This window comes from Rhizobium sp. ZK1, from assembly GCF_047782645.1.
Taxonomy (GTDB): Bacteria; Pseudomonadota; Alphaproteobacteria; order Rhizobiales; family Rhizobiaceae; genus Rhizobium.
Window position 1 is genome coordinate 3,886,627 of record NZ_CP180586.1, and the last position, 20,347, is coordinate 3,906,973.

General features: G+C 60.4%; 21 protein-coding genes. 11 read left to right on the top strand and 10 right to left on the bottom strand.

Annotated features, from left to right (window positions below; genetic code table 11):
• Window positions 1-3: 3 nt before the first annotated feature.
• The 3 genes from mtaB to ACK9YZ_RS19715 form a co-directional block, all read right to left on the bottom strand.
• Complete coding sequence (gene mtaB, locus ACK9YZ_RS19705) at window positions 4-1,278, bottom strand: tRNA (N(6)-L-threonylcarbamoyladenosine(37)-C(2))-methylthiotransferase MtaB (RefSeq protein WP_416064896.1); 1,275 nt, start codon at window positions 1,276-1,278, stop codon at window positions 4-6.
• A complete protein-coding gene (gene dapF / locus ACK9YZ_RS19710; protein WP_416064897.1) occupies window positions 1,275-2,177 on the bottom strand; it encodes a diaminopimelate epimerase in 903 nt (300 codons plus the stop codon). The genes mtaB and dapF overlap by 4 nt, the downstream gene beginning before the upstream one ends.
• A gap of 170 nt (window positions 2,178-2,347) precedes the next feature.
• Window positions 2,348-2,572 (bottom strand): hypothetical protein, encoded by a 225-nt coding sequence (locus tag ACK9YZ_RS19715; protein ID WP_216756228.1) that lies wholly within the window; start codon window positions 2,570-2,572, stop codon window positions 2,348-2,350.
• Between the two features lie 485 nt (window positions 2,573-3,057).
• On the opposite strand from ACK9YZ_RS19715, the gene ffh reads away from it, so the two are divergent.
• From ffh to leuC, 9 genes are all read left to right on the top strand, one after another.
• Window positions 3,058-4,641, top strand: a complete 1,584-nt coding sequence (gene ffh, locus ACK9YZ_RS19720; RefSeq protein ID WP_416064898.1) for a signal recognition particle protein — start codon at window positions 3,058-3,060, stop codon at window positions 4,639-4,641.
• A gap of 16 nt (window positions 4,642-4,657) precedes the next feature.
• A complete protein-coding gene (locus ACK9YZ_RS19725) occupies window positions 4,658-4,978 on the top strand; it encodes a chorismate mutase (RefSeq protein ID WP_216756230.1) in 321 nt (106 codons plus the stop codon).
• A gap of 49 nt (window positions 4,979-5,027) precedes the next feature.
• Window positions 5,028-5,396 (top strand): 30S ribosomal protein S16, encoded by a 369-nt coding sequence (rpsP, locus tag ACK9YZ_RS19730; protein WP_416064899.1) that lies wholly within the window; start codon window positions 5,028-5,030, stop codon window positions 5,394-5,396.
• A gap of 126 nt (window positions 5,397-5,522) precedes the next feature.
• Window positions 5,523-6,092, top strand: a complete 570-nt coding sequence (gene rimM, locus ACK9YZ_RS19735) for a ribosome maturation factor RimM (protein WP_216756232.1) — start codon at window positions 5,523-5,525, stop codon at window positions 6,090-6,092.
• Between the two features lie 5 nt (window positions 6,093-6,097).
• Entirely contained in the window at window positions 6,098-6,799 is a 702-nt protein-coding gene (trmD, locus tag ACK9YZ_RS19740) for a tRNA (guanosine(37)-N1)-methyltransferase TrmD (RefSeq protein ID WP_416064900.1), read from the top strand.
• 198 nt (window positions 6,800-6,997) lie between these two features.
• A complete protein-coding gene (gene rplS / locus ACK9YZ_RS19745; protein ID WP_037070794.1) occupies window positions 6,998-7,534 on the top strand; it encodes a 50S ribosomal protein L19 in 537 nt (178 codons plus the stop codon).
• A 147-nt stretch (window positions 7,535-7,681) separates the two neighbouring features.
• A complete protein-coding gene (locus tag ACK9YZ_RS19750; RefSeq protein ID WP_416064901.1) occupies window positions 7,682-8,479 on the top strand; it encodes a transporter substrate-binding domain-containing protein in 798 nt (265 codons plus the stop codon).
• 18 nt (window positions 8,480-8,497) lie between these two features.
• Window positions 8,498-9,316, top strand: a complete 819-nt coding sequence (locus ACK9YZ_RS19755; protein ID WP_416064902.1) for an amino acid ABC transporter permease — start codon at window positions 8,498-8,500, stop codon at window positions 9,314-9,316.
• A gap of 241 nt (window positions 9,317-9,557) precedes the next feature.
• Window positions 9,558-10,967: a 3-isopropylmalate dehydratase large subunit gene (gene leuC, locus ACK9YZ_RS19760; RefSeq protein ID WP_216756236.1), complete on the top strand. Its 1,410-nt coding sequence runs from the start codon at window positions 9,558-9,560 to the stop codon at window positions 10,965-10,967.
• An 80-nt stretch (window positions 10,968-11,047) separates the two neighbouring features.
• Here leuC and ACK9YZ_RS19765 read toward each other — a convergent pair whose 3' ends face one another.
• Complete coding sequence (locus ACK9YZ_RS19765) at window positions 11,048-11,878, bottom strand: aldo/keto reductase (RefSeq protein WP_216756237.1); 831 nt, start codon at window positions 11,876-11,878, stop codon at window positions 11,048-11,050.
• Between the two features lie 146 nt (window positions 11,879-12,024).
• Window positions 12,025-12,573 carry a L,D-transpeptidase family protein gene (locus ACK9YZ_RS19770; RefSeq protein ID WP_416064903.1) on the bottom strand — a complete coding sequence of 183 codons (549 nt, stop codon included), beginning with the start codon at window positions 12,571-12,573 and terminating at the stop codon, window positions 12,025-12,027.
• Window positions 12,574-12,711: 138 nt separating this feature from the next.
• Between ACK9YZ_RS19770 and ACK9YZ_RS19775 the strand changes: the two genes are divergently transcribed.
• Both ACK9YZ_RS19775 and ACK9YZ_RS19780 read left to right on the top strand, forming a co-directional pair.
• Window positions 12,712-13,395, top strand: a complete 684-nt coding sequence (locus tag ACK9YZ_RS19775; RefSeq protein ID WP_112564470.1) for a response regulator transcription factor — start codon at window positions 12,712-12,714, stop codon at window positions 13,393-13,395.
• 1 nt (window position 13,396) lies between these two features.
• Entirely contained in the window at window positions 13,397-13,852 is a 456-nt protein-coding gene (locus tag ACK9YZ_RS19780) for a cyclic nucleotide-binding domain-containing protein (RefSeq protein ID WP_416064904.1), read from the top strand.
• 6 nt (window positions 13,853-13,858) lie between these two features.
• Here the strand turns inward: ACK9YZ_RS19780 and ACK9YZ_RS19785 are convergent, their stop codons facing one another.
• The 5 genes from ACK9YZ_RS19785 to ACK9YZ_RS19805 all read right to left on the bottom strand — a co-directional run bounded on the left by ACK9YZ_RS19785 (window position 13,859) and on the right by ACK9YZ_RS19805 (window position 20,309).
• Window positions 13,859-14,662 (bottom strand): exodeoxyribonuclease III, encoded by an 804-nt coding sequence (locus ACK9YZ_RS19785; RefSeq protein WP_216756240.1) that lies wholly within the window; start codon window positions 14,660-14,662, stop codon window positions 13,859-13,861.
• A gap of 99 nt (window positions 14,663-14,761) precedes the next feature.
• A complete protein-coding gene (locus ACK9YZ_RS19790) occupies window positions 14,762-15,445 on the bottom strand; it encodes an outer membrane lipoprotein carrier protein LolA (RefSeq protein ID WP_216756241.1) in 684 nt (227 codons plus the stop codon).
• Between the two features lie 135 nt (window positions 15,446-15,580).
• Window positions 15,581-18,256, bottom strand: coding sequence for a DNA translocase FtsK 4TM domain-containing protein (locus ACK9YZ_RS19795; RefSeq protein ID WP_416064905.1), 2,676 nt, complete (start codon window positions 18,254-18,256; stop codon window positions 15,581-15,583).
• A gap of 238 nt (window positions 18,257-18,494) precedes the next feature.
• Entirely contained in the window at window positions 18,495-19,928 is a 1,434-nt protein-coding gene (locus tag ACK9YZ_RS19800) for an ammonium transporter (protein WP_216756243.1), read from the bottom strand.
• Between the two features lie 30 nt (window positions 19,929-19,958).
• On the bottom strand, window positions 19,959-20,309 hold the full coding sequence (locus tag ACK9YZ_RS19805; RefSeq protein WP_007814595.1) for a P-II family nitrogen regulator: 351 nt from the start codon (window positions 20,307-20,309) through the stop codon (window positions 19,959-19,961).
• Window positions 20,310-20,347: the final 38 nt, after the last annotated feature.

The window sequence follows — 20,347 nt, forward strand, 5'->3', positions numbered from 1 at the left end:
AAGTCAGGCCGCCGCGGCAGCCGTCAATTGCATGTCGAGATGCTTGCCATTGTGGCCAGTGATCGTCGCTTCGACGATATCGCGCGGACGAAGACCGGGCACTGCGACAAGCGTGAAGTTTTCCGTGTGGGCAAGACCGTTATTTTCCACCAGCAGCCATTGCCGCGTTCCGACCATCTTGTCCAGATGGCGCCGGTGCAGCATCTGTCCAGTGGCGCGCAGGCGGGCGGCGCGGTCCTTGATGAGAGAACGGTCGAGCTGTGGCATGCGCGCGGCGGGCGTGCCGGGACGCGGGCTATAGGGGAAGACGTGCAGATACGCGATGTCAGCCTCTTCCGCCAGCCGCACCGCATTTTCGAACATCTCTTCGGTCTCTGTCGGGAAACCGGCGATCATGTCCGCACCAAAACTCATCTCCGGCCGCAGCCGACGCACGTCTTCGATGAAGCGCAGGGCGTCAGCCCGCAGATGGCGGCGTTTCATGCGCTTCAGGATCATGTCGTCGCCATGTTGCAGCGATAGGTGCAGATGCGGCATGAAGCGCTGCTCGTCGGCGATCAGATCCATGAGATGGCGATCGGCCTCGATGCTGTCGATGGAAGACAGCCGCAGGCGACAGATCTCCGGCACCTGCTTCAGCAGCGTTTTTGCCAGCAGCCCGAGCGTCGGATGACCGGGAAGATCGTCGCCATAACTCGTGGCGTCGACACCGGTCAGCACGATTTCGCGATAGCCGCTTTCGACGAGGTTGCGCGCCTGATCGACCACCGCCCCCATCGGCACGGAACGCGAATTGCCGCGGCCATAGGGAATGATGCAGAAAGTGCAGCGATGGTCACAGCCGTTCTGCACCTGGATGAAGGCGCGCACATGGCCGTCGATATGCCTGACCATCTGCGGCGCGGTGTGGCGCACACTCATGATGTCGTTGACACGCAGCTTCTCTTCCGCCGAAACGCCGAAATCCGGAAGCCCGCGATAAGACGCAGCCCTCAGCTTCTCTTCATTGCCGAGCACCGCATCGACCTCGGCCATTTCGGCAAAGGCCTGCTTTTCCGTCTGCGCCGCACAGCCGGTGACGATGATGCGGGCATGCGGATTGTCGCGACGCGCACGGCGGATCGCCTGGCGGGCCTGACGCACGGCCTCGCCGGTCACGGCACAGGTATTGACCAGGATGGCATTGTTGAGCCCGGCTGCTTCCGCCTGCGATCTCATCACTTCGGATTCATAAGTATTGAGACGACAGCCGAAGGTGATGACCTCGACGCCGCTCACCGCGCTTCCGCTCCGCGTTCGGCATCACGCGACCATGTGCCGGTCGATGGATCGAGCGTGCCGGACCATTCCCATTCGGCAGGACCGGTCATGACCACGTGATCGTCCCCTCGCCAGTCGATCGTCAGCGGCTGGCGGATCGGGCTGGAGGCGACATCGATCGTCACCTTGCGGCCGGTACGGCATGTGCGAGCAGCACTGACGGCGGAGGCGCAGGCGGCCGAACCGCAGGCGAGCGTCAGGCCTGCTCCGCGCTCCCAGGTGCGCGTCCGCAGCGCCGAGTCCGAAATGACCTGCGCCAGCGTGATATTGGCCTTCTCCGGGAAGATCGGATGGTTTTCGAGCAGCGGCCCGAAGCGTTCGAGATCGAAGCTCATCGGATCGCGGTCGACCCAGAAGATCGCATGCGGATTGCCCATGGACATGGCCGAGGGCGAATGCAGGACGGGATGGTCGATCGGCCCTATCTGCAGTTCGATACGGCTCGTATCGTGGAATTCTTCCGCGAGTGGGATCCGGTTCCAGTCGAAGACCGGCAGCCCCATGTCAACGGATATCGTGCCGTCATCGTGTTCGAAGGCATTCAAGATGCCGGCAACGGTCTGGAAGGTGAAAGCCTTCTTGCCGGTTTCGGCGGCTAACGCCTGCACGACACAGCGAGTTCCGTTGCCGCAGGCCTGCGCCTTGGATCCGTCGGAATTCAGGATGTCGATATAGGCATCAGTGCCTTGCGCCTTTGGATCATGAATCGCCATGATCTGGTCGAACTGCGTCTCGGCATCGGCATTGAGCGCGATGGCAGCCTGTGGCGTCACCTTGTCGCTCCGCCCGCGCATGTCAACGACCAGGATCTTGTTGCCAAGCCCGTTCATCTTCGCGAATTCGACCGTGTTGCTCATCTGATTATGTCCGCTGCGTTTCGGCTGTATATGGCGGAAATGCTCAGGGATTACCAGTGGGTGAGCGCCAAGCGAGGTTCGTCCTTTTTCTTACGCGCAAAGGCAAAGCCCCTTCGGAATCAGAATGGATACGGCACAGTCAACCTATGAAAACCAGACAAAATCTGGATCTAACGCGCCACGCCATCGGAATTGAGGGACGCCGTGTGGGCTTCAACGATAGCAGCGGTGATAACCTTTCTGAGCTCATAGACCAACAAGCGAGACCGTTTGCGATCCAGGTCCTGTGCCGCCTTCGCCAGATTCAGGCCTTCTTTCAGAACTATATTATGGGCGCGAGCCAACGCCCAGCTTTCTATATCCGGGTTTATCATTTGATATCTCCGCCGATTCATTCGGCATCAAGGATATTCACGAATCATTTTACAGAATTTACTTAAGTAGAAAGTAGAATCAGAAGCGGAATATTTTGCAACTGGCTTTTAGGGCGAATTCGGCTCACCGATCGAAATATTCTACCAGACATCAGCGAATTCTAAGGCGAATATGTTAGTATATATAGATATATACTTCCGTCGTCGCGACCGGCTGCATGATGGATTATCCCTCGCCACTCCTGCCGTTCGGCTTCAGAAAAGTCCGCAACGACGTCGCTAGACGCATTCGCCTTGACTTTCCCGCAACTTTCCTGTTTATCGCGCCAAATCCGCGACGAGTAACAGACTCCGAGCCGCCGACCGGGACTGGATTCCGGAGGTCAACACCCGACAGCGCGTCGCGCCCTCGGGTGCTTTTTGGCTTTGCGTCTTGTTTTCGTCAAGGAAAAGCACGACGTTCGGGAACATTCAAAAACTCCCCGAAACGTAGCAAGGAAGAGCCGATGTTTGAGAACCTCCAGGACCGTCTTGGTTCCATCCTGAATGGACTGACAGGCCGTGGCGCGCTTTCGGAAAGTGATGTTTCCGCAGCGCTGCGGGAGGTTCGCCGTGCGCTTCTGGAAGCCGACGTCTCGCTGGAAGTCGTCCGCTCGTTCACCGACCGCGTCCGCGACAAGGCTGTCGGCGCCGAGATCCTGAAATCGATCAAGCCCGGCCAGATGGTCGTCAAGATCGTCCATGACGAGCTGATCGAAATGCTCGGCGGCGAAGGTGTCGGCGTCGACCTTCATGCCGCCGCCCCTGTCGTCATCATGATGGTCGGCCTGCAGGGCTCGGGCAAGACGACGACCACGGCGAAGATCGCAAACCGGCTGACGACGCGCGAGAAGAAGAAGGTGCTGATGGCATCGCTCGACACGCGCCGTCCGGCCGCCCAGGAGCAGCTTCGCCAGCTTGGCGCTCAGGCCAATATCGATACGCTGCCTGTTATCGCCGGCCAATCGCCGACCGATATCGCTGCCCGCGCTGTCCAGGCAGCCAAGCTCGGCGGTCATGACGTCGTCATCCTCGACACCGCCGGCCGCACTCATATCGACGAACCCTTGATGGCCGAAATGGCCGACATCAAGAAGAAGTCGAATCCGCACGAAATCCTGCTGGTCGCCGACAGCCTGACCGGTCAGGACGCCGTGAATCTTGCCCGCAGCTTCGATGAGCGCGTCGGCATCACCGGCCTCGTCCTGACCCGTATGGACGGCGACGGCCGCGGCGGCGCGGCCCTTTCCATGCGCGCCGTCACCGGCAAGCCGATCAAGCTGATCGGCGTCGGCGAACGAATGGGCGAGCTGGAAGAATTCCATCCCCGCCGTATCGCCGACCGCATTCTCGGCATGGGCGATATCATCTCGCTCGTCGAAAAGGCGGCCGAAAACATCGACGCCGAAAAGGCGGCCGCCATGGCCGCCAAGATGGCCAAGGGTAAGTTCGACCTGAATGACCTCGCCGACCAGCTGAAGCAGATGCAGAAGATGGGCGGCATGGGCGGCATCATGGGCCTGATGCCCGGCATGAGCGGCATGAAGGACAAGATGGCCGCCGCCGGCCTCGATGACCGCCTCTTCAAGCGCCAGCTCGCCATTATCTCCTCGATGACCAAGGCCGAGCGCGCCAATCCCGACATGCTCAAGCATTCGCGCAAGAAGCGCATTGCCGCCGGCTCCGGTACCGATGCTGCTGACATCAACAAGCTTCTGAAGATGCACCGCCAGATGGCGGACATGATGAAGATGATGGGCGGCAAGGGCAAAGGCGGCATGATGAAGCAGATGATGGGCGGCCTCGCCGGCAAGATGGGGCTGGGGGGCCTCGGCGGCATGGGCGGCATGCCCGATCTCTCGAATATCGACCCGAAACAGCTGGAAGCACTGCAAAAACAGGCTGAGGCTGCGGGTCTCGGAAAGCCGGGTGGGGGTATGCCCGGTCTAGGCGGAGGTTTGCCGGGCGGATTGCCGGGTCTTGGCAGCGCAAAGCTGCCAGGCCTCGGTGGTGGTTTCCCGGGTCTGCCCGGATTGCCCAAGAAGAAGTGAAAGGATCGCCTGCCCCATGATTGATCCAGACGTCAAAGCCCAGCTTTCGAGCTACCGCCAGTCGATCGACAATATCGATGCGGCGCTCGTCCACATTCTGGCCGAACGCTTCCGCTGCACCAAAGAAGTCGGCGTGCTGAAGGCCAGGTACAAGTTGCCGCCGGCCGATCCGGCGCGCGAGGAATACCAGATCGCCCGTCTTCGTCAGCTTGCCGAAGATGCGCATCTGGACCCGGATTTCGCCGAGAAGTTCCTGAACTTCGTCATCAAGGAAGTCATCCGGCATCATGAGCAGATCGCTGCGGACCACGCTGAACAGAGCGCCGCAGCCCGATAACCATGCCGCTCAACGAAGCGGTTCAAGAAAAGCCTAAGGAGTTAAGAACATGGCACTGAAAATTCGTCTCGCACGCGGTGGTTCCAAGAAGCGCCCATATTACCACGTCGTTCTCGCCGATGCCCGCAGCCCGCGTGACGGCCGCTTCCTTGAGAATCTCGGTTCCTGGAACCCGATGCTCGCCAAGGACGACGAGAAGCGCGTTCAGCTGAACGGCGAGCGCATCAAGCACTGGCTCGACCAGGGCGCCCTGCCGACCGACCGCGTCCTGCGCTTCCTCGACGAAGCCGGCATCTCCAAGCGCGAAACCCGCAACAACCCGGTAAAGGCAAAGCCGGGCAAAAAGGCTCAGGAGCGCGCTGCCGAGAAGGCTCAGAAGGCTGCTGACGCCGCTGAAGCTGCTGCTTCCGCCGAATAATCGGTTTCGAACTCATCTGAGCGGGCGGCATGACAACATGCCGCCCGTTTTCGTTTCCATTCCCGCCCACTTCGTTTATGAGAGGCGTGATCTCAGCTTCTTGCCTGCGTTCGAATGAAGGAACCCATGACCAAGCTTGAAAACCCGGTGCTGATGGCAACCATCGGCGGCGCGCAGGGCATTCGCGGCGAGGTGCGTGTAAAGGCCTATACGGCCGATCCGACCGCGCTCGGCGATTATGGCCACCTGCACAGCATGGATGGACGCGTTTTCGAAATTCTCGAATTGCGCGAGATGAAGAACATGGTCGTGGTCCGCTTCCGCGGCATCAACGACCGCAATGCTGCCGAGGCGCTGAACGGCCTGGAGCTCTATATGGAACGCGACAGCCTGCCGGATGAGGAGCTGGAGGACGACGAGTTCTTCTACGCCGATCTGGAAGGGCTGGAAGCCTATGACGACAAGGGCATCAACTACGGCACCGTGACCGGCGTCTTCGATTTCGGCGCCGGCGATCTGCTGGAGCTCAAAGGCCCCGGCAAACGTCCCGTCCTTATCCCTTTCTCGGAAGCCTCCGTACTGGAAATCGATCTCGAAGCCGGCAAGCTGCTCATCGACCCGCTTGCAGCAGGCCTCATCGACGATCCTGACGATCTCAAGGGACTTGCTCCCGACAAGCCGAAGAAAAAGAAGTAAGCGCCATGGCGTTCCGGGCGACCGTGCTGACACTCTATCCGGAAATGTTTCCGGGCCACCTTGGCTTGTCTCTCGCCGGCAAGGCGGCCGAACGCGGGCAATGGTCGCTCGATGCCGTGCAGATCCGTGATTTTGCCACCGACAAGCACCACACCGTCGATGACACACCTGCCGGCGGCGGTGCCGGCATGGTGCTGAAGCCCGACGTGCTCGCCCGGGCAATCGACAGCGCCTCCGAAAATGACACCCGCCCACGTCTGCTGATGAGCCCGCGCGGCAAACCGCTGACACAGGAGCGCGTGCGCCGGCTGGCGACCGGTGATGGCGTCATCATCGTCTGCGGCCGTTTCGAAGGCGTCGACCAGCGGGTGGTCGAGGCGCGCGAACTCGAAGAAGTTTCGATCGGCGATTACGTACTGTCAGGCGGGGAGCCGGCCGCGCTGATCGTGCTCGACGCGATCGTGCGCATTCTGCCGGGCGTGATGGGCAATGATCTCTCGGGCCTGCACGAGAGTTTCGAAGGCGGGCTTCTGGAACATCCGCACTACACCCGCCCGCAGGAATGGGAAGGCCGCGAGATTCCGGCAATCCTGACATCGGGCAATCACGGTGCCATCGAGAAATGGCGACACGAACAAGCGGTTGCGCTGACAAAGGAACGGCGGCCGGACCTGATTGCGGCGCAAAAGGCCGGAAAAACCGGCTGATTTCACAAATTTGTCGTCCAAGGGATGACAAGCGGATGTCTTTCGTGTAATGGCCCACGCGGAAATGGGGCTAGCCCCGTCTGCCAGCAAACAAAGAATGGCGAATCCGTTCCCGCCTGGAAAGGCAAACTCCGGAGGCATCGACCGAAGGACAATGTGAGCGCTCTGGCTGTTTCAGAAGAACCAAAGGTTAAGACGATGAACATCATTCAGCAGCTTGAGGCCGAACAGGCCGCCAAGATCGAAGCCAAGCGCACCCTTCCTGAATTCTCTCCGGGCGACACCGTCCGCGTCAACGTGAAGGTCACGGAAGGCAACCGTACCCGCGTTCAGGCCTATGAAGGCGTTTGCATTGCTCGCTCCGGCGGTGGTCTGCAGGAAAACTTCACAGTCCGCAAGATCTCCTACGGCGAAGGCGTCGAGCGCGTATTCCCGGTTTACTCCCCGATGATCGAAAGCGTCGAAGTCGTTCGCCGCGGTAAGGTCCGTCGCGCCAAGCTCTACTATCTGCGCGATCGTCGCGGTAAGTCGGCTCGTATCGTCGAGAACACCGGCACCCGCGCCCGCAAGCTCAACGATGCCGAGCGTCAGGCCCTTGCCGAGGAAAAGGCACGTATCGAAGCTGAAAAGGTTGCAGCCGCACAGGCTCTCGCCGCCGAAAAGGCAGCAGCAGAAGCCGCTGAAGCAAAGGCCGCCGCAGAAGCTGCAGCCGCTGCTGAAGGTTCGGCTGAATAAGCATCTCGCGAAAGCGAAATCATTGCATGGGAAAGGCGGTCTTTGGGCCGCCTTTTCTTTTTTTGCGCCGGTGCGTAGCGCTTGCAGCCTTGCCATATCAGTATCTTCCATGACAATTCTGCCGTTCAAATATTGGGGAGCCACACCATGTTCTTTCGCCGTACTGTTCTCGCCGGTCTAACGGCCGCTATGCTTTCGCCGCTCGCAGCCTTTGCCGCCGGCCTGCCGGATCTCGGTGGCAAGACCGTCATCGTGGTGACCGAAAATGCCTATCCGCCGCTGCAGTTCGTCGACCCAAAGTCTGGCAAGGCGATCGGCTGGGAATATGACGCGATGAACGAGATCGCCAAGCGGCTGAACTTCAAGGTCGAGTACCAGAACACGAGCTGGGACGCGATGATCCAGGCCGTGTCCGACGGACAATACAATATCGGCATGACCGGCATCACCATCAAGGACGATCGCAAGCAGAAGATCGACTTCTCCGATCCCTACATGCGTTCGCAGCAGTTCATGCTGGTGCGAGGTGATGAGAAGCGCTTCACCGACGCCAAAAGCTTCGGAGCCTTCAACGACGGCCTGATCGGCGCCCAGCCCGGCACTTCGCCCTTCTATACAGCCGTCTATGAAATTCTCGACGGTAACGAGCAGAACCCGCGCATCAAGCTCTTCGAAACCTTCGGTGCAACCGCGCAAGCTCTGAAGACCGGCGACGTCGACCTCGTTCTGACAGACAGCGTCGCCGCAAAGGGTTATGTCGATTCCTCGAATGGCGGGTTGAAGGTCGTCGGCGAACCGCTCGGCACCGAGGACTTCGGCTTCATCTTCCCGAAAGGTTCCGACCTTGTCGCTCCCGTTAACGCGGCCATTGCCGACCTAAAGGCGGACGGCACCTTTGATGCGCTGAACAAGAAGTGGTTCCTCGACTACAAGATGGGCCAATAATCCTCTGAGCGATCCCAGATGGCACTACCACCATCCCCGCGACACGAGAAGGACGACCGTCCCTGGTGGCTGGTCGTCCTTGTTCTGATCGGCATCATTCTCGCCGTCGTCATCATCGCCAACGACATTTACACTCAGGTCTTCCGCACTGTCGCGAACGGCATCGGTGTTACTGTGTTCGTGACACTCGTCGCCTTCCTCCTGGCAACGGTGCTCGGTCTCGGCATCGCTCTGCTCGGCCTTTCAGACAGTCTGGTGCTGCGCCAGATCGCCCGCTTCTACATCGAGATTATCAGAGGCATTCCGATCCTCGTCCTGCTGTTCTACATAGCCTTTGTCGGCGCACCTGGCGTTGTCGCCGCTTACAATTTTTTGATCACGCCCTTCGTGAAGGCCGGTCTTGCAGAGACGATCCTGGTGCGCGACCTGTCGCTGATGTGGCGCGCCATCTTCGCGCTCATGATCGGCTATTCGTCCTTCATCGCCGAAATTTTCCGCGCCGGTTTTCAGTCGGTCGATATCGGTCAGATCGAGGCGGCCAAGTCGCTTGGCCTCTCACGCTACCGTCGCTTCCGCCTCGTCGTTTTTCCGCAGGCAATCCGAGTGATCTTTCCGCCGCTCTCCAACGACTTTGTCTCGATGGTGAAGGATTCCTCGCTCGTCTCCGTTCTCGGCGTCGCCGACATCACGCAGATGGGTAAGGTCTATGCCTCCGGCTCCTTCCGCTTCTTCGAGACCTATTCGATCGTCACCTATATCTACCTGATCCTGACGATCGGCCTGTCGCTCTTCCTGCGGCGGATCGAGAAGAAGATGAAGCAGATGCCGCGGCGCTAGGCCCTCAACGATTCGAATTGCCGTTTCGATCAAAAATCGCTATATCCGGCCCCATGGAATCCAAGTTCAGATGCATCGGTGCGCATATTTTCGTGCTGCAGGACCATTATCGCCTGCCGGCACGCTTCTTTGCGTCCGTTTCCGGTGCGCTTAACAGCCGACTTCGTTGATCGAATGACGGCCGGCGGAGCCTGTCCGCCACACCCCCAATTCCATGCTCCAGCCAAAACGGACATTAGCCATGAGCGCACCGCGTACCCTTTACGACAAGATCTGGGCCGATCACCTGGTCGACGAACAGGAAGACGGCACCTGTCTTCTCTATATCGACCGTCACCTGGTCCATGAAGTCACCTCGCCGCAGGCTTTCGAAGGCCTGCGCATGTCCGGCCGCAAGGTCCGCGCGCCCGAAAAGACGCTTGCCGTCGTCGACCATAACGTTCCAACGTCGGCTGACCGTCATCTCGGCATCAAGAACGAGGAAAGCCGCATCCAGGTCGAGCAGCTCGCCAAGAACGCCGCCGAGTTCAACGTCGAATATTATTCCGAGAACGACAAGCGCCAGGGCATCGTCCACATCATCGGACCGGAACAGGGCTTCACCCTGCCGGGCATGACGATCGTTTGCGGCGATAGCCACACCTCCACGCACGGCGCCTTCGGTTCGCTCGCCCACGGTATCGGCACGTCGGAAGTCGAGCACGTTCTCGCGACCCAGACGCTGATCCAGAAGAAGGCGAAGAACATGCTGGTGCAGGTCGACGGCCAGTTGCCGCCGGGTGTCACTGCGAAGGACATCGTTCTTGCCATCATCGGCGAGATCGGCACGGCGGGCGGCACCGGCTACGTCATCGAATATGCCGGCGAAGCCATTCGCTCGCTGTCGATGGAAGGTCGCATGACGATCTGCAACATGTCGATCGAAGGTGGCGCCCGCGCCGGCCTGATCGCCCCTGATGACATCACCTTCGAATATATCAAGGGCAAGCCGCGCGCGCCGAAGGGCGAAGCCCTGGAACAGGCGATTGCCTACTGGAAGACGCTGAAGTCCGACGAAGGTGCCCATTTCGACCGTATCGTCAACCTGAACGCGGCCGAACTGCCGCCGATCGTCTCCTGGGGTTCCTCGCCGGAAGACGTCGTCTCCGTTCAGGGCATCGTACCAAACCCGGATGAGATCCAGGACGAGACGAAGCGTGCCTCCAAGTGGCGCGCGCTCGACTATATGGGCCTGAAGCCGGGCACGAAGATGACCGACATTGCTGTCGATCGCGTCTTCATCGGCTCCTGCACCAATGGCCGCATCGAGGATCTGCGGGCCGCCGCAAAGGTCGTTGAGGGCAAGACCGTTGCCTCCTCCGTCAACGCCATGATCGTTCCGGGCTCCGGCCTCGTGAAGGAACAGGCGGAAGCCGAGGGCCTCGACAAGATCTTCAAGGCCGCGGGCTTCGACTGGCGCGAGCCGGGTTGCTCCATGTGCCTCGCCATGAACGACGACCGCCTGAAGCCGGGCGAGCGTTGCGCCTCGACCTCGAACCGCAACTTCGAAGGCCGCCAGGGCTTCAAGGGCCGCACGCATCTCGTCTCGCCCGCCATGGCCGCCGCAGCCGCGATTGCCGGCCACTTCGTCGATATCCGCGAGTGGAACTGATCTCTCTCGGACATCCGAGATGATAAAAGCCCGGCTTCGTGCCGGGCTTTTTAGTTGAGCAGCTGCAGAGGTGACAGCGCTTAGAACGTCGCCGTGTACGGATCCGGACCCATGCGGGCGCCGGCGCTGTCGAGCTTGGCGATCGCAGCCATGTCTTCACCGTCAAGCTTGAAATCGAAGACGTTGAAGTTCTCCTCGATACGCGAAGGCGTCACCGACTTCGGAATGACGACGAGGCCGGTATCGATGTGCCAGCGGATAATGATCTGCGCCGGCGTCTTCCTATGTTTGGCGGCAATCTGGCCGATGACCGGATTGGAGATGAAGCGGCCCTGACCGAGCGGGCTCCAGGATTCCGTGACGATATTCAGCTTCTTATGCGCTTCTTGCGCCGCCTTCTGCTGAAAGTCCGGATGCAACTCGATCTGGTTGATGACCGGAACCACGCCTGTATCGCCGATGATATGATCGAGATGATCGGGATAGAAGTTCGACACGCCGATGGAGCGTACGCGGCCTTCTTCCCTTAAGCGCACGAAAGCCTTCCAGGTTTCGCGATAAAGCCCGCGATGCGGCGACGGCCAGTGAATGAGATAGAGATCGATATAATCGCTGCCGAGCTTCTTCAGGCTGACCTCGAAGGCACGCAGCGCATTGTCGTAACCCTGGTCGGTATTGCGCAGCTTCGTGGTGACGAAGATGTCCTTGCGGTCGACGCCGGAGGAACGGATGCCTTCGCCGACACCCTCTTCATTGTCATAGCCGGAGGCCGTATCGATATGGCGATAGCCGGCGGCAATGGCGGTGCGCACGGTCGGAGCCGCGATATCTTGCGGCGTCTGCCAAACGCCGAGACCCAGCTGGGGAATGGAATGTCCGTCGTGGAAAGTCATAATGGGCTGAGTAGTCACAATATATCTCCGGAAGTTTGAAGGAATGGCCAAAGACACGAATTGAATGGGGCATGAATTGAAGCCGCGAAGCGGTTTTCCCTGGACGCATCGCAGCCCGCGCGTCCGGTCGAAAGTCCATATAGGTCAGAGAGCCTGCAATACAATCAGAGAACGCGGACGATTGTTCCCTTTCTGAGGTGAGGAAGAATACGGCACATGTCGCGGGCGCTGATCGCAACGCAGCCGGCGGTCGGCTCGTATCCCGGCCGGATGAGATGGAAAAAGATCGCCGAGCCGTGGTTGCGTGCCCGAGAGGTCACGTTCCAGTCGAGCACCAGGCAGATATCGTAAAGCCCGTCCTTCCGCTTCATCTCTTCATGGCTCGCTTTGAACGGCGCCCTGACCAGCCTATTGTAATTCGCATCGGCGGGCTGATCGCACCACAGCATGTCGGAGCGGATGTGCTTGATGGGCAGCGTAGTGGGGAGACGGCCGTTTCGTTCGCCGCGCCGGAAACCGTAGAGCACCCGCATGGCGGCAATCGGCGTCGCCCCGTCGCCTTCCCGCTTGATCACCGTACGACCGCTGCGACCGATCGCGGCGGGCAAGATGAGCGGGCCGAAACGGACGATGGCCCTGCTCGGTTTGCCCGGCGCGGCACGCACAACGAGCGTTGAGGGCCTCCTGTTTCGCTCTCGCCTTGCTTTTTCCATTTTTCTCGCATGTTCTTGAATTGCCTTGGGCTTCGATTGAAACCATATCAAACCCCAGGCGGCAACGTCAGACCGCCGATCCTTGCCAAATGTGGAATTTGGCGTAGGAGTATCTGACCAACGCAAGGACGCACCCGCATGACCGCACGCACCATTCTTCTGGTGGATGACGACGACGACCTTCGCCAGACACTGACGGAGCAATTGTCGTTGTATGAGGAATTCACGGTTCTCCAGGAAGCGACCGCGGGCAAGGGCGTCCAGGCTGCCCGCTCCAATCCAGTCGATCTGCTCATCATGGACGTCGGCCTGCCCGATATGGACGGCCGCGAGGCGGTGAAGCTGCTGCGCAAGGGCGGCTTCAAGGCTCCGATCATCATGCTGACCGGCCACGACACGGATTCCGACACGATCCTCGGCCTTGAGGCCGGCGCCAACGACTATGTCACCAAGCCCTTCCGTTTCGCCGTGCTCCTGGCTCGCATCCGCGTGCAGCTTCGCCAGCACGAACAGAGCGAAGACGCTACCTTCACGGTCGGCCCCTATCTCTTCAAACCGAGCCAGAAGCTGCTGACGACCGACAACGGCCAGAAGATCCGCCTGACGGAAAAGGAAGCGGCGATCATCCGCTATCTCTACCGCGCCGAACAGAAGGTCGTCACCCGCGACGTGCTGCTGGAAGAAGTCTGGGGCTACAATTCCGGCGTGACCACCCACACGCTGGAAACCCACGTTTACCGCCTGCGCCAGAAGATCGAGCGGGACCCATCCAATGCCGAGATCCTCGTGACGGAAAACGGCGGCTACAAGATCATCCCTTAGCATGTCTCTTTCTGACGATATCCATCTGCTGTCGCAGCTTCCGCTCTTCAAGGACATGAACGAAGACCAGCTGCGTCTAATTGCCTTCGGTGCCGACCGTCGCGTGATTGCCGCCGGGCAGATCCTGTTCCGTCAGGGCTCGCCCGCCGAAAGCGCCTATGTGATCACCAGCGGCAGCCTCGAGCTTAGCGTGACGGGATCCGATGGCATGGGACGGACCGAAGCGATCGCGGGCCCCGGTGCACTGATTTCGGAATTGGCACTCATAACGCTGGTGGAACGCAAGTTCACGGCGATCGCACGCGAGGATACCGGCATTATCCGCATCACACGGGCGCTGTTCCATCGCCTGATCGAGGAATATCCCTCGGCCGCGCGCATCATGGAAAACCGTATCCGCGACAGTATTGCCGATCTTGCGGCGCAAGCCGCAAGCCAGTTTCACCGTTTCAGCTGACTCATGTCAGAGATTGAGATGCACGGTCACCGGCACATGGTCGGACGGCCGGTCCCAGCCGCGCGCTTCCTTGAGCACCTCGATGCGTTGCAGGTGCGGACCAAGGTCGGGCGAGGACCAGATATGGTCGAGGCGCCGGCCCTTGTCGGCAGCTTCCCAATCCTTCGCGCGGTAGCTCCACCACGTGTAGAGCTTCTCATTAGCAGGCACATGCTGGCGCATCAGATCGTGCCAGCCGCCGCGCTTCATCACCTCGATAAGCCCATCGGTTTCGACAGGCGTATGGCTGACGATCTTCAGAAGCTGCTTATGCGACCAGACATCGTGCTCCAGCGGAGCGATATTGAGATCGCCGACAAGAATCGCTGACGTATTCGGCTCGGCACTGGCCTTCAAGTTCTTCATCTCCTCGATGAAATCAAGCTTGTGGCCGAATTTTGGATTGATCGTGCGGTCCGGCTCGTCGCCGCCGGCGGGCACATAGAAATTGTGCAGGCGGATGCGCCGGTTGCCGCGCTCGAAGACCGCCGAGATGTGGCGCGCGTCGCCGACATTGCAGTAGTCCTGCCGGTGATCCTCGGTCAGCGGCACGCGGGAGGCGATGGCAACCCCGTGGTAGCCCTTCTGGCCGTGGATGATGATGTGCTCGTAGCCCATGGCGCGTAGCGGTGCCAACGGGAAGAGGTCGTTCGGAACCTTGGTTTCCTGCAGGCAGATGATATCGGGCCGTTGCTTCAGCACAAGCTGCTCGACGATCGGCATGCGCAGCCGCACCGAATTGATGTTCCAGGTGGTGATGGAAAAACTCATGCCATGCCCTTTCAGATCCCTCTGAAAAGGCTTTAGAGCAAAGGCGTCGGCGAGAAAACCGGCCGCAGGCAAAAGCGGCCGGCGATCAACCGAAAAGCATCAGTCGCGGTTTGCCGAGGTGCCCTTGATATCCTCGTAAGGCACGCGGAAGACGCGCTGGTCGAAGGCAACGCCGGTCTTGACGTTGAAAATCATCACCGACGTGTCCTTGCCCTGGTTGTCAGTGATCGTCCACTGGCGGAGATCATAAGTCTTCGGGTCGAACATCATCGTGATGGTCGAGCTGCCGAACACCGTATTGTTGCCGAGCGAGATCGTCGTCAGATCGGACTCTTGTTTCACGCCCTTCACCATGCCGGCGGAAAGGTCGATACGTGGCGCAAGCAGCAGGCTGAGCGGCGTCTTGGAGAGCGGATAGAGATCCCAGGTCTTCAGTTTCACGTTGCCGATCGCGACATTCCTGCCGTCGGCAATGACGCGCATCGGCGACGGATCGTCATAGTTGAAGCGCAGCTTGCCGGGACGCTCGATGAAGAACTTGCCGCCGGTCTGTTCGCCACGAGGACCAAACTGCACGAACTCGCCCTGCATGGTGGCGACGCCGGAGAAATGATCGGCAATCGCCTGTGCCGTGGCGCTGTTGGCAGCGGGTGCTGCCGCCTGGGCGACCTGGGCTAGAGCGGGAAACGGAACGGCGGTTGCAACGGCAGCAACGGCGAGGACGCCAAAAACGTCACGGCGGGTTACCGGCAGGCCGGAAAAGATGGGCACGGAGTTGGTCATGTGAACCTCCTGTATGCGATCTGCATGCCGCCGAAAGGCGGCGTCTTCAAGGCGCCGCGATCGCCCGGTGAAAGGTAACGGATTACATGCCCCGAGGTTTCCACCGGATGGGCGGCGCAGCAAAATTATCCTGTATCAGCGGTCGAGAATATCCCCGTCCGTCGGCACGAGAATCTCGCGTTTGCCGGCATGGTTGGCAGGGCCGATGATGCCCTCCTGCTCCATGCGCTCGATCAGCGAGGCAGCACGATTATAACCGATACCGAGTCTACGCTGAACATAGGACGTGGATGCCTTACCGTCACGCAGCACGATGGCGACGGCCTGATCGTAGGGGTCTTCGGAATCGGCGAGATTTGCCGTGCCGGCCGGACCGCCGCCATAATCACCATCCTCGTCGTCATCGGCAGTGATGGCATCGAGATATTGCGGCGAGCCCTGCGTCTTCAGATAGGAGACGATCTCCTCGACCTCGACGTCGGACACGAAAGGACCATGGACACGCTGGATACGGCCGCCGCCGGCCATATAGAGCATGTCGCCCATGCCGAGCAGTTGTTCTGCCCCCTGCTCGCCAAGGATCGTGCGGCTGTCGATCTTCGAGGTCACCTGGAAGGAGATGCGGGTCGGGAAGTTCGCCTTGATTGTACCGGTGATGACGTCGACCGACGGACGCTGCGTTGCCATGATGACATGGATACCGGCCGCACGCGCCATCTGCGCAAGGCGCTGCACGGCCCCTTCGATATCCTTGCCGGCGACCATCATCAGGTCGGCCATTTCGTCGATGATGACGACGATATAGGGCATCGGCTGCAGATCGAATTCCTCGGTCTCGTAGACCGCTTCGCCGGTCTGCCGGTCAAAACCGGTCTGCACCGTGCGCGAAATCGTGTCCCCCTTGGCCAGCGCCTGCTCGACGCGCGTGTTGAAGCCATCGATATTGCGCACACCGATCTTCGACATCTTCTTGTAGCGCTCTTCCATCTCACGGACGGTCCACTTGAGCGCAACGACGGCCTTCTTGGGATCGGTGACGACGGGCGAGAGCAGATGCGGGATGCCGTCATAGACGGAGAGTTCGAGCATCTTCGGGTCAATCATAATGAGACGGCACTGTTCCGGCGTCATGCGGTAGAGCAGTGACAGGATCATCGTGTTGATGGCGACGGACTTACCCGAGCCGGTCGTACCGGCAACGAGCAGATGCGGCATCTTCGCAAGATCGGCGATGACGGCTTCACCGCCGATCGTCTTACCGAGCGCCATTGCGAGCTTCGCTTTGGAGCCTTCGAAGTCGCGCGACCCGATCAGCTCGCGCAGATAAACGGTTTCGCGCGTCTGGTTCGGCAGTTCGATACCAATTGCGTTGCGGCCCGGGACGACTGCGACACGAGCGGCGATCGCGCTCATCGAGCGGGCAATATCGTCGGCGAGGCCGATAACGCGGGACGACTTGATGCCGGGCGCCGGCTCCAGTTCGTAGAGCGTGACGACGGGGCCGGGGCGGACATGGATGATCTCGCCCTTGACGCCAAAATCCTCAAGCACGCCTTCCAGCATGCGGGCATTCTGCTCCAGCGCATCGGCCGAAAGCGTGGAATCGCGCACGACGTTCTTGGGCTCGGCGAGCAGATGCATGGAGGGAAGCTGGAAACCTTCCGGCCGGATGAACGAACCCTGCGCCTCGCGTTCGACGCGCGCGCCAGGCTTCGGGCGAGCCGAGGCGGGAATGACGCGCGGCTCGGGCTTGGCGGACGATTTCGCCGGTGCGCGGATCATCCAGTCATCGTCATCATCGTCGGGCAGGATATCGGCCGGACGCGGCGGCATGTCGGCATAGAACGGCGAATCGTCGTCTTCGTCCTCATCGTCGTCGAGTGAAATGGAGGGCGCTGAGACGATACGGCGGCTCGATGCGGCACGCGCCTCCATGGAGGGATCCATGCGCTCGCCCCGCGCGGCGGGCTTGGCGCGCACCGGCTCGTTCAGCGTACCGAATTCATCGTCGTTGAAATCATAAGGCGATTCGAAATCGCTCTGGCGGCGCTTGCGCGGACCCATGCCGAAAAGCCGGCGGAAACGGGCCTGGTTCATGTACCAGGCATGTGTCATGGCACCGCTAAAGGCCATCCAGCGGGACCCATCGTCGTCTTCATCCTCTTCGCCGACAACGCGCGCCTTGCTGCGCGTATCGACATAATCCTCTTCTTCGTCTTCCTCCTCGTCGCGCTCGCTGCGGCCGACGATACCGGCAGCAAAAAGCATCATCCAGGCAGTTGGGATAGCAAAGACGCAGCCGACAGCCGTGGCGAAAACGCCGGTCGGATAAGCGCCGACAAAGAGCGCCGGAAAGCGCAGGATCATGTCACCGATGACCCCGCCGATACCGTTCGGGATCGGCCAGGTGAGCGGCGGCGGGAAGCAGCCGATGACGGCGGACGACAGCACGGTTCCGGCAAGCCAGGCACCGGCACGTGCCGGAATGCGGCTGATTCGGCGGCCGGAAATCAGCGCCAGCGCCCAGGCAACGATCGGCAGCATCGAGACGACGCTTGCGAGCCCCAGGAACTGCATGGCGACGTCGGCAAAGGCAGCACCGCTATAACCGAGTACATTGGTCGGCAGGTTGCCGGTAGCGTAGGAATAGCTGGGATCGGTGACGTTCCATGTCGCAAGCGCCGCTACCGCGAGCGCCAAGAGCAGGAAGACCGCAAAGCCCATGAGGGCCTGGATCTGCCGCAGCATGAATGCCGAGAAGGAGAACCGGTCAGGACGGCCGTCCATTGCCGGAGACGTGCTTCTTGCCATGTGTCTAACCCGTCCAATGCCTGTAGGCACGCGAATCGCAAATGTTTCGCCGCGCCAAATGCGTCCGCTCCACCTAATCAAAGTAGAGTTAAAGCGATGTTAACCATGCATATGCCGGATCGCTAAAAAGAAAAAGGCCCGAACCTTGGAAGGTCCGGGCCAAGAGCGGCTTATGTTTATATAGGCCGCGACGGGCCGTTCAGCGGCGCCCTTGTACCGGACGCCGCAAACCCTTTGATTAAGCGTGATAGGCAGCTTCGCCGTGCGTTGCGAGGTCGAGACCTTCGCGCTCGGCTTCGACCGAAACGCGCAGGCCGATGATGACATCGACGATCTTGTAGAGGATCGCCGAGCCGATGCCCGACCACAGAAGCGTCGTGAGCACGCCCTTGGCCTGGGCCAAAACCTGCGTTGCCGTGCCGGCATAGGAGGCAGCGAAATCGGCCGTCGAGTAGTCGACGATACCGGCGCCACCGAGGGCCGGGTTGACGAGGATGCCGGTGCCGAGAGCGCCGACGATGCCGCCGATGCAATGGACACCGAAGACGTCGAGGCTGTCGTCATAGTTGAACTTGTTCTTCACGACGTCGACGAAGAAGTAGCAGACCGGCGAGACGATGAGACCGAGAACGATCGAACCCATCGGGCCGGCAAAACCTGCCGCCGGGGTAACGGCGACGAGGCCGGCAACTGCGCCGGAAGCGCCGCCGAGCATGGAAGCCTTGCCGCGAGCGAAGCTTTCGACGATGCACCAGGACACGGCGGCAGCGGCCGTCGCGACGAAGGTGTTGATCATGGCAAGCGATGCATAGGCATTGGCTTCGAGGTTGGAGCCTGCGTTGAAGCCGAACCAGCCGACCCAGAGCAGCGATGCGCCGACCATGGTGAGCGTCATCGAGTGCGGAGCCATGATCTCCTTCTTATAGCCGGTGCGCTTGCCGAGCATGATGGCGCCGACGAGGCCGGCGATACCGGCATTGATGTGAACGACCGTGCCGCCGGCAAAATCGATTGCGCCATAGGAGAAGATCAGGCCGGCCGGCGAGGTGTAAGAGCTCGGACCGCCCCAGAACCAGACCATGTGCGCCATCGGGAAGTAGATGAAGGTAACCCAGAGCACGACGAACAGCATGACGGCCGAGAACTTGATGCGTTCGGCGAATGCGCCGACGATCAGGCCGGGCGTGATGCAGGCGAAGGTCATCTGGAATACGATGAAGGTATATTCAGGGATGGCGACGCCCTTCGAGAAGGTTTCGGCCAGCGACGAGGTGTTGACCCCGGCGAGAAACGCCTTGGAGAAGCCGCCGACGAAGCTGTTCAGCGAGCCGCCATCGGTGAAGGCGAGCGAATAGCCGTAGGTCACCCAGATCAGCGCCACGACGGCGGTGATCATGAAGACCTGCATCAGAACGGAGAGCATGTTCTTGGCACGCACCAGGCCGCCGTAGAAAAGCGCAAGGCCGGGGATCGTCATCAGGAGGACGAGCGCCGAGGAGACGAGCATCCAGGTATTGTCACCCTTGTCCATGGTGAAGGCCGGAGCAGCAGCGGCTGCAGCATCGGCGGCTGCCGGGGCTGCTTCCTGCGCGAAAGCGACGACCGGCGCCAGGAGAGCGGCTGAAAGGGCGCCTACCCGTGCGATGTTGGAGGAAAACTTCGAAATTGACATTGGAAATAGCTCCTTGATCTGCCGTTCTTTTTACAGCGCTTCTGAATCGGTCTCGCCCGTACGGATGCGCACGGCATGGTCGATCGAGTAAACGAAGATTTTGCCGTCGCCGATCTGGCCGGTCTTGGCAGATGCTGCGATGGCCTCTACCGCCTTGTCGACGATTTCGGATGCAACCGCGATTTCGATCTTGAGCTTCGGCAGGAAGCTGACCGCATATTCAGTGCCGCGATAGATTTCGGTATGTCCCTTCTGGCGACCGTAGCCCTTCACTTCGGTCACGGTCAGGCCCTGGATGCCGATCGCCGTGAGGGCTTCGCGGACCTCATCGAGCTTGAAAGGCTTGATAATGGCCATCACAATTTTCATCTGGTTTCCCATCCTTCGTTATCCTCGGCGCGGAGCCGACTCTCCTTGCC

Bases quoted from the DNA above. Each gene is read 5' to 3' on its own strand.
- dapF (WP_416064897.1), bottom strand. From the start codon at position 2,177: ATGAGCAACACGGTCGAATTCGCGAAGATGAACGGGCTTGGCAACAAG.
- ACK9YZ_RS19715 (WP_216756228.1), bottom strand. From the start codon at position 2,572: ATGAATCGGCGGAGATATCAAATGATAAACCCGGATATAGAAAGCTGG.
- ffh (WP_416064898.1), top strand. From the start codon at position 3,058: ATGTTTGAGAACCTCCAGGACCGTCTTGGTTCCATCCTGAATGGACTG.
- ACK9YZ_RS19725 (WP_216756230.1), top strand. From the start codon at position 4,658: ATGATTGATCCAGACGTCAAAGCCCAGCTTTCGAGCTACCGCCAGTCG.
- rpsP (WP_416064899.1), top strand. From the start codon at position 5,028: ATGGCACTGAAAATTCGTCTCGCACGCGGTGGTTCCAAGAAGCGCCCA.
- rimM (WP_216756232.1), top strand. From the start codon at position 5,523: ATGACCAAGCTTGAAAACCCGGTGCTGATGGCAACCATCGGCGGCGCG.
- trmD (WP_416064900.1), top strand. From the start codon at position 6,098: ATGGCGTTCCGGGCGACCGTGCTGACACTCTATCCGGAAATGTTTCCG.
- rplS (WP_037070794.1), top strand. From the start codon at position 6,998: ATGAACATCATTCAGCAGCTTGAGGCCGAACAGGCCGCCAAGATCGAA.
- ACK9YZ_RS19750 (WP_416064901.1), top strand. From the start codon at position 7,682: ATGTTCTTTCGCCGTACTGTTCTCGCCGGTCTAACGGCCGCTATGCTT.
- ACK9YZ_RS19755 (WP_416064902.1), top strand. From the start codon at position 8,498: ATGGCACTACCACCATCCCCGCGACACGAGAAGGACGACCGTCCCTGG.
- leuC (WP_216756236.1), top strand. From the start codon at position 9,558: ATGAGCGCACCGCGTACCCTTTACGACAAGATCTGGGCCGATCACCTG.
- ACK9YZ_RS19770 (WP_416064903.1), bottom strand. From the start codon at position 12,573: ATGGAAAAAGCAAGGCGAGAGCGAAACAGGAGGCCCTCAACGCTCGTT.
- ACK9YZ_RS19775 (WP_112564470.1), top strand. From the start codon at position 12,712: ATGACCGCACGCACCATTCTTCTGGTGGATGACGACGACGACCTTCGC.
- ACK9YZ_RS19780 (WP_416064904.1), top strand. From the start codon at position 13,397: ATGTCTCTTTCTGACGATATCCATCTGCTGTCGCAGCTTCCGCTCTTC.
- ACK9YZ_RS19785 (WP_216756240.1), bottom strand. From the start codon at position 14,662: ATGAGTTTTTCCATCACCACCTGGAACATCAATTCGGTGCGGCTGCGC.
- ACK9YZ_RS19790 (WP_216756241.1), bottom strand. From the start codon at position 15,445: ATGACCAACTCCGTGCCCATCTTTTCCGGCCTGCCGGTAACCCGCCGT.
- ACK9YZ_RS19795 (WP_416064905.1), bottom strand. From the start codon at position 18,256: ATGGCAAGAAGCACGTCTCCGGCAATGGACGGCCGTCCTGACCGGTTC.
- ACK9YZ_RS19800 (WP_216756243.1), bottom strand. From the start codon at position 19,928: ATGTCAATTTCGAAGTTTTCCTCCAACATCGCACGGGTAGGCGCCCTT.
- ACK9YZ_RS19805 (WP_007814595.1), bottom strand. From the start codon at position 20,309: ATGGGAAACCAGATGAAAATTGTGATGGCCATTATCAAGCCTTTCAAG.